The sequence below is a fragment of the Sphingomonas sp. Leaf22 genome (genome assembly GCF_001421715.1).
GTDB lineage: Bacteria > Pseudomonadota > Alphaproteobacteria > Sphingomonadales > Sphingomonadaceae > Sphingomonas.
On the sequence record NZ_LMKP01000023.1, the window covers coordinates 16968 to 29366 of the forward strand.

Here is a 12399-nt window from a genome sequence, read left to right on the forward strand (position 1 = left end):
CGTGCTGTCAAGCCGGGAGGAGCAGCGAGGCGTCGCCATAGGAATAGAAACGATATTCCTCGGCGATGGCGTGGGCGTACGCCGCCTGCATCCGTTCGCGCCCCATCAACGCCGATACCAGCATGAACAGCGTCGATTTCGGGAGGTGGAAGTTCGTCATCAGGCCGTCGATGCCACGGAACCGGTAACCGGGCGTGATGAAGATCGCGGTGTCGCCTTCGAACGGCTGGACCCGGCCGGCGTCGTCGCAGGCGCTTTCGATCAGGCGCAGGCTGGTGGTGCCGACCGCGATCACCCGGCCGCCGGCGGCGCGGGTCGCGTTCAGGCGGTCAGCGGTCGCGGCGTCGATGCGGCCCCATTCGGCATGCATCCGGTGGTCGTCGGTATTCTCGGCCTTGACCGGCAGGAAGGTGCCCGCACCGACATGCAGCGTCAGCGTCGCATGGCCGATTCCCGCCGTGTCCAGCGCCGCCATCAATGCCGGCGTGAAATGCAGCGCGGCGGTGGGGGCAGCGACCGCACCCGCCTCTCGCGCGAACAGCGTCTGGTAATCCTCGGCGTCGCGCACGTCGGCACCGCCGCGCCTGGCGGCGATATAGGGCGGCAGCGGCATGCGGCCGGCACGCTCCAGCAGCAGCTCGACCGGTTCGTCGCCTGCGAAGTCGAGCGCGAAGCTGCCATCCTCGCCCCGGTCGCCCGCGATCGCGGTGACGCCTGCGCCGAAATCGATCGTGTCGCCGTCGCGCAGCCGCCGCCCGTTGCGCACGAACGCCCGCCAGCGGCGCGGCCCCTCACGCTTGTGCAGCGTCGCGCCGATTCCGGCGTCACCGCGCCGCCCCTCCAGCTGTGCCGGAATGACGCGGGTGTCGTTGAACACCAGCAGGTCGCCGGGCCGCAGACAGGCGGGCAGGTCGCGCACGCCCCGGTCGAGCGTGGCATCGCCATCGAGCACCAGCATCCGCGCCGCGTCGCGCGGGGCGGCGGGGCGCAGCGCGATCCGCTCGGTCGGCAGCTCGAAATCGAACAGGTCGACGTGCATCGCCGGTCGTCGCTCGCCCGGGGTTAGCGGGCGGGGGCGGGCTGGGTCCGCCGGGGCGCGGCGGCGGGCCGGGGGCGCGGCGCGGTGGCGGGCAGCGGTGCGACCGTCTCGGGCAGGGCGACCGGCGCTTCGGGCTGATAGGCCGGGGGATTGTCGCTGGCGATATAGGCGTGGACGACGCGCGACGGGTTGGCCGGCGGCTCGCCCTTTTCGATCGCATCGACATATTGCATGCCGTCGATCACCCGCCCGAACACGGTATATTTCTTGTCGAGCGCGAGGCGCGGGGCGAGCATGATGTAGAACTGGCTGTTCGCGCTGTTCTCGTCATTGGCCCGCGCCGCCGCCACCGCACCGCGGACGTGCGGCAGGTAGTTGAACTCCTTTTCGACGTTCGGCAGCTTCGAGCCGCCGGTGCCGTCGCCATCGGGATCGCCGCCCTGCGCCATGAAGCCGTCGATCACGCGGTGAAATTTCAGGCCGTCATAGAATCTTTCGCGGGTCAACGTCTTGATCCGCGACACCATCTTGGGCGCGACGTCGGGACGCAGCCAGATTGTGACCCGCCCGCCGGTCGACAGGTCGAGGATCCACAGGTTGCGCAGGTCCGTCGTCGACGGCGGCGGCGCGCGTCCCGGCACGTCCATGACCTGCGCCATGGCGGGCAGCGCGAGGAGCGAGGCGAGGAAAGCGAACAATAGGGCGATACGACGCATGGAGTTCCCGGAACACGCGAGGGATATTGGGTCTGGCAGCGGCGCATAGACCATGTCGTCGCTTGCGCCAATCTGAACATCGATGGGTCGGCATGGATCGGTTTCGGCAAAAGGGATTGGCAAACGGGCGCACGCCCGGCTATCACCCCGTGCGACTGGACGGAGAACCGATCGGTCCGGCGTCGCTTCCACGAAGGCGACCGGAGAGGGGCAGGGCGCGACATGCGCCCGACGACAAGGGCTGTTGAATGGCGACTGACGACGATCAGCACGTACCCGCAGGCGGCGCGACCGCGCTGGACGGTGGGCCGGACAATCCCCGCAGGCGCGACTATCTGTCGATCGGCGCGGTGGCATTCGCCGGGGTCGGCGCGGGCGTGATCGCGCTGCCGCTCATCAACCAGATGTCGCCCGCCGCCGATACGCTGGCGCTGTCGACGACCGAGATCGACCTGTCGGCGATCGAGCCGGGACAGGCGATCAAGGCAAGTTTCCGCAAGCAGCCGCTGTTCGTGCGCAACCTGACGCCCAAGGAAATCGCCGAGGCGAATGCGGTATCGCTCGCCGATCTGCGCGATCCGCAGACGCTGGCCGAGCGGACCAAGACCGGCAAGAACAACTGGCTGATCACGCTGGGCGTCTGCACCCATCTCGGCTGCGTGCCGCTGGGCGCGGGCGAGGGCGAGAACAAGGGCCCGTTCGGCGGCTATTTCTGCCCGTGTCACGGGTCGGCCTATGACACGGCCGGCCGTATCCGGCAGGGGCCTGCCCCGCAGAACCTGCACGTTCCCGAATATGCATTCACGTCCGACACCATCGTGACGGTCGGCTGAGGAGAGAGTCATGAGCTTCCCCTGGGCCAAGCATTACGAACCGAAACAGCCGCTGATGCGCTGGCTGGACGAGAAGCTGCCGCTTCCCCGGTTGGTCTATAACGCGGTCGGTGCCGGCTATCCGGTGCCGCGCAACCTCAACTATTTCTGGAACTTCGGCGTGCTGGCCGGCGCTGCGCTGGCGGTGCAGATCATCACCGGCATCGTGCTGGCGATGCATTATGCCGCGAACGGCGCGGTCGCGTTCGATTCGGTCGAGCGCATCATGCGCGACGTGCCGTCGGGCTGGTTCCTGCGCTATGCCCATGCCAACGGCGCGTCGATGTTTTTCATCGTCGTCTACACGCATATCTCGCGCGGCATCTATTACGGGTCGTACAAGGCTCCGCGCGAGATGGTGTGGCTGCTCGGCGTCGTCATCTTCCTGCTGATGATGGCGACGGCGTTCATGGGCTATGTGCTCCCCTGGGGGCAGATGAGCTTCTGGGGCGCGCAGGTCATTACCGGCTTCTTCTCGGCGATACCGGGGGTGGGCGAGACGATCCGCGTCTGGCTGCTGGGCGGCTATGCGCCGGACAACGCCGCGCTCAACCGCTTCTTCTCGCTCCATTATCTGATGCCGTTCGTGATCGCGGGCGTGATCGTCCTGCATATCTGGGCGTTGCACATTCCGGGGTCGAACAACCCGACCGGGGTCGAGGTGAAGGGTCCGCAGGATACCGTGCCGTTCCACCCCTATTACACCGCCAAGGACGGGTTCGGCCTCGGCATCTTCCTGATCGTGTTCGCATCGCTGATCTTCTTCGCGCCGAACCTGCTCGGCCACCCGGACAATTACATCCCGGCCAACCCGCTCTCGACGCCGGCGCACATCGTGCCCGAATGGTATTTCCTGCCCTTCTACGCGATCCTGAAGGCGTTCACCGTCGACTTCATCTTCCCGGCGAAGCTGTGGGGCGTGCTGGCGATGTTTGGCTCGATCCTGCTGCTGTTCTTCCTGCCGTGGCTCGATAAGTCGCCAGTGAAGTCGGCCAATTACCGGCCGACCTATCGCCTGTTCCTGATCGTGCTGCTGGTCGACGTGCTGGTGCTCGGCTATCTGGGCGGTGCCGAGGCGACGCCGGTCACGGTGCTGCTCAGCCAGATCGCGGCAGGCTATTATTTCGCCCATTTCCTGGTCGTGCTGCCGATCGTGTCGGCGATGGAGCGGCCGCGCCTGCTGCCCAATTCGATCACCGAAGCGGTGCTGAAGGGCGAAGGCGGCACCTCGCTCGCGCAGACCGCCGCCCATGGGTCCGTCCTTCCGGGGCACAACAGCCCGGCCGCGGCCGAGTAAGGGAATCACGATGCTCTCCTTCGCTTCCCGTTTTCTCGCCCGCAACCTCAACCTCGTCGTCGGCGCGGGTTTCCTGTTCGCACTACTGCTCGGCATCTTCTCGACCGTAGGCGGCATGCTGCACGACGAGCCGGTCCATTCCGCCGAGCACGAATTCCACCTAAAGCCGCGCGATGCGGGGCTGCAATCGGCGGGGCTGTTCGGCACCTTCGACAACCGGCAGCTTCAGCGAGGGTTTCAGGTTTACAAGGAAGTCTGCTCGGCCTGCCATTCGCTGCGGCTGGTGTCGTTCCGCGACCTTCAGGCGCTTGGCTATGACGAGGGTCAGATCAAGACGATCGCCACCGACTGGGCGATCGAACAGCCGAGCGTGAATCCGGAAACCGGCGAGCCGGCGACGCGCAAGAACCTGCCGTCCGACCGTTTCCCGCTGGTCTTCGCGAACGACGTCGCCGCGCGGGCCGCCAACAACAATGCGGTGCCGCCCGACCTGTCGCTGATGACCAAGGCGCGCGACGACGGTTCGGATTACGTCTATTCGCTGCTGACCGGTTATAGCGCGCAGCCGGCCGATCTGCTCCGCAAGTTCCCCGAGGCCAAGACGCCCGAGGGCCTGCATTTCAACCGCTATTTCGCGACGCTGAACCTCGCTATGGCCCCGCCGCTGACCGCGAACGACCAGGTCCAGTATCAGGACGGCACCCGTGCGACTGTCGACCAGATGGCGAAGGATGTCGCGGCGTTCCTGACATGGACGGCCGAGCCGAACCTGCAAAAGCGCCACACTTGGGGTCTGGCAACGGTCATCTTCCTGCTGATCTTCACCGGTCTGGCCTTTGGCGCGTATCGCAACATCTGGCGGGGCATGAAGCATTGATCGTTGCGGATGACGTCGGGGCCGACGCGATTGCCCGGCGCATCCGCACCATTCCCGACTTCCCCAAACCCGGCATCCGGTTTCGCGACATCACGACGCTGATCCTCGACCCGGAAGGGTTGCGACTCGCGGTCGATGGCATGGTCGCGGCGGTGAACGGTCCGGTCGATCTGGTCGCGGGGATCGAGGCGCGGGGATTCGTCTTCGCCCCTGCCGTCGCCCTTGCGCTCGGCGCAGGCGTGCTCCTGATCCGCAAGGACGGCAAGCTACCCGGTGCTACCATCGCCGAAGACTATGCCCTCGAATACGGCAGCGACCGCATCGCCATCCATGCCGATGCCTGCGCCCCCGGGGCGCGGGTGCTGCTGATCGACGATCTGATCGCGACCGGCGGCACGGCGCGTGCGGCGGTGCGGCTGCTGCGCAAGGCCGGGGCGAGCGTCGAACAGGCGTTGTTCGTAATCGACCTACCCGATCTGGGCGGGGCGGCGGCGTTGCGGGCCGAGGGGATCGGCGTGTCGGCGCTGGTAGCGTTTCCGGGGGAGTAGGCCGGTTTCGGAAGGGGCCGGGGGCGCAAGCCGCTCTTGTTGATTCGCCCTCACCCTTCCCACCCGGCGGCGCCGGGCGGGCCCCTTCCCTCTCCCGGCGGGAGAGGGAGGGAGCGGCGTAGCCGCGGAAGGGTGAGGGTGATCTGACTAATGGGTTGAAGGCACAGCCCGCTTACCCCCGCGCCGGAGACCGGACCGGTACTCCCGCCGCCGCCAGCGCGGCATGCGCATCGGCCACCGACGCCTCGCCGAAATGGAAGATCGACGCCGCCAGCACGGCGCTGGCATGCCCCTCGATCACCCCCGCGACCAGATGGTCGAGCGTGCCGACCCCGCCCGAGGCGACGACCGGCACCGATACCGCATCGGCGATGATGCGGATCAGGTCGAGGTCATAGCCGTCGCGCGTCCCGTCGCGGTCCATCGACGTGACCAGCAATTCGCCCGCCCCCAGCGCCGCCAGCTTGAGCGCGTGGTCCACCGCATCAATGCCGGTCGCCCGCCTGCCGCCATGGGTGAACACTTCCCAGCGCCCCTCGACCCGCCGCGCATCGACCGAAGCCGTGACGCACTGGCTGCCGAAGCGGTCGGCGATATCGGCGACCAGTTCGGGCCGGGCGACGGCAGCGGAATTGACCGCGACCTTGTCGGCCCCCGCCAGCAGCAGCGCGCGGGCATCGTCGGGCGAGCGTACCCCGCCACCGACGGTCAGCGGCATGAAGCACACCTCCGCCGTCCGCCGCACCACGTCGATGATCGTGTCGCGCCCCTCGTGACTCGCGCCGATGTCGAGGAAGGTCAGTTCATCGGCACCCGCCGCATCATAGGCGCGCGCCTGTTCGACCGGATCGCCGGCATCGCGCAGTTCGACGAAATTGACGCCCTTCACCACCCGCCCGGCATGGACGTCGAGACAGGGGATCACCCGCGCCCGAACGGTCATGCGCCGGCGACCCGGATCGCTTCCGCCAGATCGAGGCGACCGTCATACAGCGCGCGGCCGGTGATGACGCCCTCGATCCCCGGCTTGCCCTTCAGCGCGTAAATATCCTCGATCCCCGCCACCCCGCCGCTGGCGATGACCGGGATCGATACGGCAGCGGCCAGTGCGGCGGTCGCTTCAACATTGCAGCCCTTCAGCATCCCGTCGCGGCCGACATCGGTGAACAGCAGCGCCGCGACGCCGGCATCCTCGAACCGGCGGGCAAGGTCGGTGACCGAGACGGTCGACACATCGGCCCAGCCGCGCGTCGCCACCATGCCGTCCCACGCATCGACCGCGACGACGACCTGCCCCGGACAGGCGGCGGCGGCCTCACGGACGAAATCGGGGTTTTCCAGCGCGGCAGTGCCGATCACGACCCGCGCGACGCCCAGATCAATCCAGCGATCGACATTGGCGCGGCTACGAATGCCGCCGCCCAGTTGCACCCGGCCGGGAAAGGCCTGCAGGATCGCGGCGACCGCATCGCCATTGACCGACTCGCCCGCGAATGCGCCATCCAGATCGACGACATGCAGATGATCCGCCCCGGCATCGGCGAACAGCCGCGCCTGCTGCGCGGGATCGTCGCCATAGACGGTGGCGCGGTCCATATCGCCCTCGGCCAGACGCACGACCTGTCCACCCTTGAGATCGATCGCGGGGAATACGGTCAGGCCACCGACGCGCTGCGTCGCGGCGGACATCAAGGACGCCATTCGAGGAACCTCTCCAGCAGCGCGATGCCATAGCGCTGGCTCTTTTCGGGGTGGAACTGCACGCCCAGCAGATTGTCGCGGCCGATTGCCGCGGTCACCGGGCCGCCATGGTCGGTGGTGGCCAGCACCTGATCGCCATCGAACGCATAGCTGTGCAGGAAATAGGCCTCGCCCGGCACCAGCAGCGGATGCTCGCGGCAAGGCACGACATCGTTCCAGCCCATATGCGGCACGGTGATGCCGGGCGACGCGGGCAGCCGGCGGACGGTGCCGTCGATCCAGCCCAGCCCGGCATGGACGCCGAATTCCTCCCCGGTGGTGGCCAGCAACTGCATGCCGACACAGACGCCGAGGAACGGCACGCCGCCGGCCAGCGCCCGCTCGCGCATCGCCTCGACCATGCCGGGGATCGCGCTCAGGCCGTTCATGCACGCCGCGAACGCACCGACACCGGGCAGGACGATCCGATCGGCGCTCCGCACCGCTTCCGGATCGGCGGTGATCGACAGGTCCGCTGCGCCCGCCGCCTTCAGCGCATTGGCGACCGAATGGAGATTGCCCGCACCGTAATCGATCAGTGCGATCAAAACAGGTCGCCGATCTGGTCCATCGCCAGCGTCATGGTGAAGGCGACGATCTCGACGGTCGCGACGCCATTGACGACGAACGGGTCGGTCTCCGCCACCGCGCGCACCGCATCCGCTTCGCCGCGGAACAGCAGCACGCCGCCGGTCGGGGGAGTGCGGCGTCCGGCGATCAGCATGACACCCTCGTCCATCGCCTTCTTGATCCACGCGACATGCGCGTCGCGGTGGACGTCGACCTCGTCGAGCGGCTTCACATAGGTGAGCATCGCGAGGCTCATCGGCTGCATCGGACGGGCTACCATGTCACAACACTCCCTTGGTCGAGGGGATGGCATCGCTCTTGCGCGGATCGATCTCGGTCGCGGTGCGCAAGGCGCGGGCCAGCCCCTTGAAGATGCTTTCGGCGATATGATGGTTGTTGGTGCCGTACAACGTCTCGACGTGCAGCGTGATGCCGGCGGCCTGTGCGAAGCTGTGGCAGAAATGGCCGAACATCTCGGTATCCATCGTGCCGAGCTGCGCCTGGGTGAACGTCACCTTCCACACCAGCCACGGCCGCCCCGAAATGTCGAGCGCGACGCGGGTCAGCGTCTCGTCCATCGGCGACAGCGCGTCGCCATAGCGGCGGATGCCGCGCTTGTCGCCCAGCGCCTTGGCGAACGCCTCGCCGATGGCAATGCCGGTATCCTCGACCGTATGGTGCGCGTCGATATGCAGGTCGCCGAGCGTCCGCACGGTCAGGTCGATCAGCGAATGGCGGCTCAGCTGTTCGAGCATATGGTCGAAGAAACCGACGCCGGTCGACACGTCATAGGTGCCGGTGCCGTCGAGATTGACCGTGACGTCGATCGACGTCTCGCTGGTCTTGCGGGCGATGGTGGCGGTGCGCATGGCCGTGTCCATAGCGCGTGGCGTGGCCCATGCAACGCAACGAATCTTGACGGGCGGGCAAACGCCGCTAACCCAAGGCCCATGAACCAGCCCGTCGCCGACAGCCTGATCCCGTATGACGAGATCGTCCAGGAAGCCCTGCGCGCCGTCGTCGGCCGCGTGCTCGGGCAGGTCTCTGCCACCGGTGCGCTACCCGGCGAGCATCATTTCTACATCACGTTCAAGACGCAGGCACCGGGCGTCGACATCCCCCGGCGGCTGATCGAACGGTTTCCGGACGAGATGACGATCGTCATCCAGCATCGTTTCTGGGACCTGACCGTCGATGCTGAACGCTTCTCAGTCGGCCTGAGCTTCGGCGGCATTCCGTCGACGCTGGTCATTCCGTTCGCGGCGATCACCGGTTTCCACGATCCGGCGGTCAATTTCGAACTGCGCTTTCAGGCGAATGACGAACCGGGCGACGAACCCGAGCCGCATGATCCGCCCGAAAACGACGCGCCGATCGCCACCAGCGAGGACGGGTCGAACGTCGTCGCGGTGGACTTCAAACGCAAGAAGTGACGATCGAGGTCGTCGCCGCGCCGGGTGAGGGCGAGCGCGAGGCGATCCTGCGCATCCTGTCGGCGCATAACGATGCCGCGGTCGGGCCGACCGAACGACGGCAGGTCGCGATCGTGGTCCGCGACGATGCGGGCACGATCACCGGCGGGCTGTGGGGCAAGATCGGCTATCGCTGGCTGTTCGTCGAGTTTCTGGCGGTTTCCCCGGCGTTGAAGGGGCAGGGGATCGGCCGTGACCTGATGCAGCGGGCCGAAGAACTGGCGCGCGCGGCGGATTGCATCGGCATCTGGCTCGACACGTTCAGCTTTCAGGCGCGCGGCTTTTACGAGAAGCTGGGCTTCGGTCATTTCGGCACGATCGACGATTTCCCGCCGGGCCATGCGCGCTTCTTCCTATCGAAACGGATCGACTGACGCGCCCACGGGTTTTCGGGGGATGACTGACACCCGTACCGAAACCGACTCGATCGGCGCGATCGAGGTTCCAGCCGACGCCTATTGGGGCGCGCAGACCGAACGCTCGATCGAGAATTTCCCCTTTCCTTCGTCCGAGCGGATGCCGATCGGCATCGTCCATGCGCTGGCGATCGTGAAGCAGGCGGCGGCGCGGGTGAACCGGGCGCATGGTCTGGAGGGCAGCATCGCCGATGCGATCGAGGCAGCGGCGGGCGAGGTCATTGCGGGCAAGCTCGACGATCAATTCCCGCTGGTCATCTGGCAGACCGGCAGCGGCACCCAATCGAACATGAACGCCAACGAAGTGATCGCCGGGCGCGCCAACGAAGCGCTGACCGGCAAGCGTGGCGGCAAGTCGCCGGTCCACCCCAACGACCATGTGAATAAGGGGCAGTCGTCGAACGACAGTTTCCCGACCGCGCTGCACGTCGCGGCGGTCGTCGCGCTGAACCGCGACTTGATCCCGGCGCTCGACCGGCTGGCGGACTCGCTGGCGGCAAAGGCGAAGGAATGGGCCGACATCGTCAAGATCGGTCGCACCCATCTGCAGGATGCGACGCCGCTGACGCTGGGCCAGGAATTTTCGGGTTATGTCGCGCAGTTGCGCGATGCGAAGCGGCGGTTGCAGGCCGCCGAAGGGGACTTGCTCCGCCTCGCGCAGGGTGGCACGGCGGTCGGCACCGGCCTGAACGCCGCGCCCGGTTTTGCCGAGGGGGTGGCAGCGGAGATCGCCGCGATCACCGGCCACGCCTTCGTCACCGCACCCAACAAGTTCGAGGCGCTGGCGTCGAACGACCCGCTGGTCCAGCTGTCGGGCACGCTCAATACGCTGGCGGTCGCGTTGACGAAGATCGCCAACGATATCCGCCTGCTCGGTTCCGGCCCCCGTTCGGGACTGGGTGAGATCGACCTGCCGGCGAACGAACCGGGCAGTTCGATCATGCCGGGCAAGGTCAATCCGACCCAGTGCGAGATGCTGACGATGGTGTCGGCGCAGGTGATCGGCAATCACTTGTCGGTGACGGTCGGGGGGATGCAGGGGCATCTCGAACTCAATGTCTTCAAACCGTTGATCGGTGCGGCGGTGCTGCGCTCGATCGATCTGTTGGCGATCGGCATGGCAAGTTTTGCCGAGCGGTGTGTCGACGGGATCGAGTCGAACCACGCGCGGATCGCCGATCTGGTCGAACGCTCGCTGATGCTGGTCACCGCGCTCGCGCCCGAGATCGGCTATGACAATGCCGCGAAGATCGCCAAGCACGCCCATGCCGAGGGGCTGACGCTGCGTGAAGCCGGGCTGGCGCTGGGGCTGGTCGATGCAGCGACGTTCGACCGGCTGGTCCGGCCGGAGACGATGGTCGGATAGCGCCGATCGCCTGTCCTACACGGTCGGCTTGTGCCATGCCGTCGGCTGAGCATCGCTGCCCACGTTGTTTGACAAGGTGGTTCGATGGTGTCGCACAGTGCGCGCAAGCTGCATGAGTGTGACTTTTGTGACCTTTGGCGTCGATGGGCATCCGGCGAGCGTCGGTTGCAGGGAACATCCCGGCCTTTCCCGCGCTGTATCCGTATAATGTTAGCGAGGAAGTCATGGGTGCAACGACGATAGGCGCACTGGTCGGTGCCGCCATCGACAAGATGAGCGGTGATGATGATTCGAGCTTCGACGGTGCCATCAACGGTGCCGTCGTCGCCAATGTTTTGAAGATTGTCGTGCCCATGGCGATTACCTATGCCGTCGGCTGGGCGGTGTTGCGCGGTGCCGGCGAATTGAAGGCGCAACTGTTCGAAACGGAGGATGCAGCATGATCGGACGGATTATCGGCGCACTGGTCGGGCGCGAAATGGGTCGCCGCGACGGACGCGGTGGCGTGAAGGGTGCGGCGATGGGCTGGGTCGCCGGCAGCGTGATGCGGCGCATGGGGCCGCTCGGCATGATCCTCGGCGGCGGCTATGCCGCGAAAAAGGCCTATGACCGCCGCAAGGTCGACAAGGTGCGACGCGGCTATTGATGGCGTTGCGGTTCCCGCCGACGGCGGAAACCGCTGCCACCCGACGCATCGGACGGGCATGATATCCGCGACACGTGGGTGAACATCAGGGGCGACGGTATTCCGTCGCCCCTTGACGTCGTGCGCCCGCACGCGCGATGAGGCCCTGCCATGAGCCATCTGCCAGACCCCGACCTCCACGGCTTCAAGCGCCGGGGGGTGTTGTTCGTCCTGTCCTCTCCATCCGGGGCGGGCAAGTCGACGATCGCACGCAAGCTGCTGGCCGCCGAAACCGACCTGTCGATGTCGGTATCCGCCACCACCCGCGGACCGCGCGAGGGGGAAGTCGACGGCAAGGATTACCACTTCGTCGACCTCGAAGAGTTCCGGCGCATGGTGTCCGCCCATGAATTTCTCGAATGGGCGCATGTGTTCGGCAACCGCTACGGTACGCCGCGCGCGCCGGTCGAAGCGATGCTGAGCGCGGGCAAGGACGTACTGTTCGACATCGACTGGCAGGGCGCGCAACAGCTGTTCCAGATCGCCGGCGGTGACGTCGTCCGCGTCTTCATCCTGCCGCCGTCGATGACCGAGCTGCGCCAACGGCTGGTGTCGCGCAACACCGACAGCGTAGAGGTGATCGACGCCCGCATGGCGCGATCGGCGGCCGAGGTCAGCCATTGGGACAGCTATGACTATGTGCTGGTCAACGACGATGTCGAGGATTGCTTCCGCAAGGTGCAGACGATCCTCGCTGCGGAACGGCTGCGCCGGTCGCGGCAGACCGGGCTGATCGGCTTCATCCGCAAGCTGCTGCGCGCGCCGGGCGAGTGAAGCCGCCCTCCCCCGGAAGGGAGGGGC

17 protein-coding genes are annotated in these 12399 nt (G+C 66.8%); 10 read left to right on the forward strand and 7 right to left on the reverse strand.

The genetic code is table 11. The features are described 5' to 3' along the window. Positions 1-7: 7 nt before the first annotated feature. Positions 8-1039 carry a tRNA preQ1(34) S-adenosylmethionine ribosyltransferase-isomerase QueA gene (gene queA / locus ASE70_RS10900; protein ID WP_056504681.1) on the reverse strand — a complete coding sequence of 344 codons (1032 nt, stop codon included), beginning with the start codon at positions 1037-1039 and terminating at the stop codon, positions 8-10. A 23-nt stretch (positions 1040-1062) separates the two neighbouring features. Next, complete coding sequence (locus ASE70_RS10905) at positions 1063-1755, reverse strand: peptidylprolyl isomerase (RefSeq protein ID WP_056504684.1); 693 nt, start codon at positions 1753-1755, stop codon at positions 1063-1065. A 248-nt stretch (positions 1756-2003) separates the two neighbouring features. Here ASE70_RS10905 and petA point away from each other — a divergent pair, with 248 nt between their 5' ends. Genes petA through ASE70_RS10925 form a run of 4 tightly spaced genes read left to right on the forward strand, consistent with a single transcriptional unit; the run spans position 2004 to position 5349 of the window. Further along, the gene (petA, locus tag ASE70_RS10910) at positions 2004-2588 is read left to right on the forward strand and encodes a ubiquinol-cytochrome c reductase iron-sulfur subunit (RefSeq protein ID WP_082450983.1); all 585 of its coding nucleotides are present in this window, start codon (positions 2004-2006) and stop codon (positions 2586-2588) included. Between the two features lie 10 nt (positions 2589-2598). Next, positions 2599-3924 (forward strand): cytochrome b, encoded by a 1326-nt coding sequence (locus ASE70_RS10915; RefSeq protein ID WP_056504687.1) that lies wholly within the window; start codon positions 2599-2601, stop codon positions 3922-3924. Between the two features lie 10 nt (positions 3925-3934). Further along, positions 3935-4801 (forward strand): cytochrome c1, encoded by an 867-nt coding sequence (locus ASE70_RS10920; RefSeq protein ID WP_056504690.1) that lies wholly within the window; start codon positions 3935-3937, stop codon positions 4799-4801. After that, on the forward strand, positions 4798-5349 hold the full coding sequence (locus ASE70_RS10925) for an adenine phosphoribosyltransferase (protein WP_414881530.1): 552 nt from the start codon (positions 4798-4800) through the stop codon (positions 5347-5349). The genes ASE70_RS10920 and ASE70_RS10925 overlap by 4 nt, the downstream gene beginning before the upstream one ends. A 172-nt stretch (positions 5350-5521) precedes the next feature. Here the strand turns inward: ASE70_RS10925 and hisF are convergent, their stop codons facing one another. The 5 genes from hisF to hisB are packed head-to-tail and all read right to left on the reverse strand — an operon-like array spanning position 5522 to position 8528. Then, positions 5522-6292: an imidazole glycerol phosphate synthase subunit HisF gene (hisF, locus tag ASE70_RS10930; protein WP_056504693.1), complete on the reverse strand. Its 771-nt coding sequence runs from the start codon at positions 6290-6292 to the stop codon at positions 5522-5524. Next, the gene (hisA, locus tag ASE70_RS10935; RefSeq protein ID WP_056504696.1) at positions 6289-7038 is read right to left on the reverse strand and encodes a 1-(5-phosphoribosyl)-5-[(5-phosphoribosylamino)methylideneamino]imidazole-4-carboxamide isomerase; all 750 of its coding nucleotides are present in this window, start codon (positions 7036-7038) and stop codon (positions 6289-6291) included. The genes hisF and hisA overlap by 4 nt, the downstream gene beginning before the upstream one ends. Then, positions 7038-7637 carry an imidazole glycerol phosphate synthase subunit HisH gene (gene hisH / locus ASE70_RS10940; RefSeq protein WP_056504698.1) on the reverse strand — a complete coding sequence of 200 codons (600 nt, stop codon included), beginning with the start codon at positions 7635-7637 and terminating at the stop codon, positions 7038-7040. The genes hisA and hisH overlap by 1 nt, the downstream gene beginning before the upstream one ends. Beyond that, positions 7634-7939 carry a YciI family protein gene (locus tag ASE70_RS10945; RefSeq protein WP_056504701.1) on the reverse strand — a complete coding sequence of 102 codons (306 nt, stop codon included), beginning with the start codon at positions 7937-7939 and terminating at the stop codon, positions 7634-7636. Before ASE70_RS10945 ends, hisH begins: the two co-directional genes overlap by 4 nt. A gap of 1 nt (position 7940) precedes the next feature. After that, positions 7941-8528, reverse strand: a complete 588-nt coding sequence (gene hisB, locus ASE70_RS10950) for an imidazoleglycerol-phosphate dehydratase HisB (protein ID WP_056504952.1) — start codon at positions 8526-8528, stop codon at positions 7941-7943. An 81-nt stretch (positions 8529-8609) separates the two neighbouring features. Here hisB and ASE70_RS10955 point away from each other — a divergent pair, with 81 nt between their 5' ends. From ASE70_RS10955 to gmk, 6 genes are all read left to right on the forward strand, one after another. Beyond that, positions 8610-9092, forward strand: a complete 483-nt coding sequence (locus ASE70_RS10955) for an SspB family protein (protein WP_056003134.1) — start codon at positions 8610-8612, stop codon at positions 9090-9092. Continuing rightward, complete coding sequence (locus tag ASE70_RS10960; RefSeq protein WP_056504704.1) at positions 9089-9505, forward strand: GNAT family N-acetyltransferase; 417 nt, start codon at positions 9089-9091, stop codon at positions 9503-9505. The genes ASE70_RS10955 and ASE70_RS10960 overlap by 4 nt, the downstream gene beginning before the upstream one ends. A 22-nt stretch (positions 9506-9527) precedes the next feature. Beyond that, complete coding sequence (fumC, locus tag ASE70_RS10965; RefSeq protein WP_056504707.1) at positions 9528-10913, forward strand: class II fumarate hydratase; 1386 nt, start codon at positions 9528-9530, stop codon at positions 10911-10913. A 143-nt stretch (positions 10914-11056) separates the two neighbouring features. After that, on the forward strand, positions 11057-11356 hold the full coding sequence (locus ASE70_RS10970) for a hypothetical protein (RefSeq protein ID WP_327196831.1): 300 nt from the start codon (positions 11057-11059) through the stop codon (positions 11354-11356). Further along, the gene (locus tag ASE70_RS10975; protein ID WP_056504710.1) at positions 11353-11559 is read left to right on the forward strand and encodes a hypothetical protein; all 207 of its coding nucleotides are present in this window, start codon (positions 11353-11355) and stop codon (positions 11557-11559) included. Before ASE70_RS10970 ends, ASE70_RS10975 begins: the two co-directional genes overlap by 4 nt. Positions 11560-11709: 150 nt before the next feature. Continuing rightward, a complete protein-coding gene (gene gmk / locus ASE70_RS10980; RefSeq protein ID WP_056504713.1) occupies positions 11710-12372 on the forward strand; it encodes a guanylate kinase in 663 nt (220 codons plus the stop codon). Positions 12373-12399: the final 27 nt, after the last annotated feature.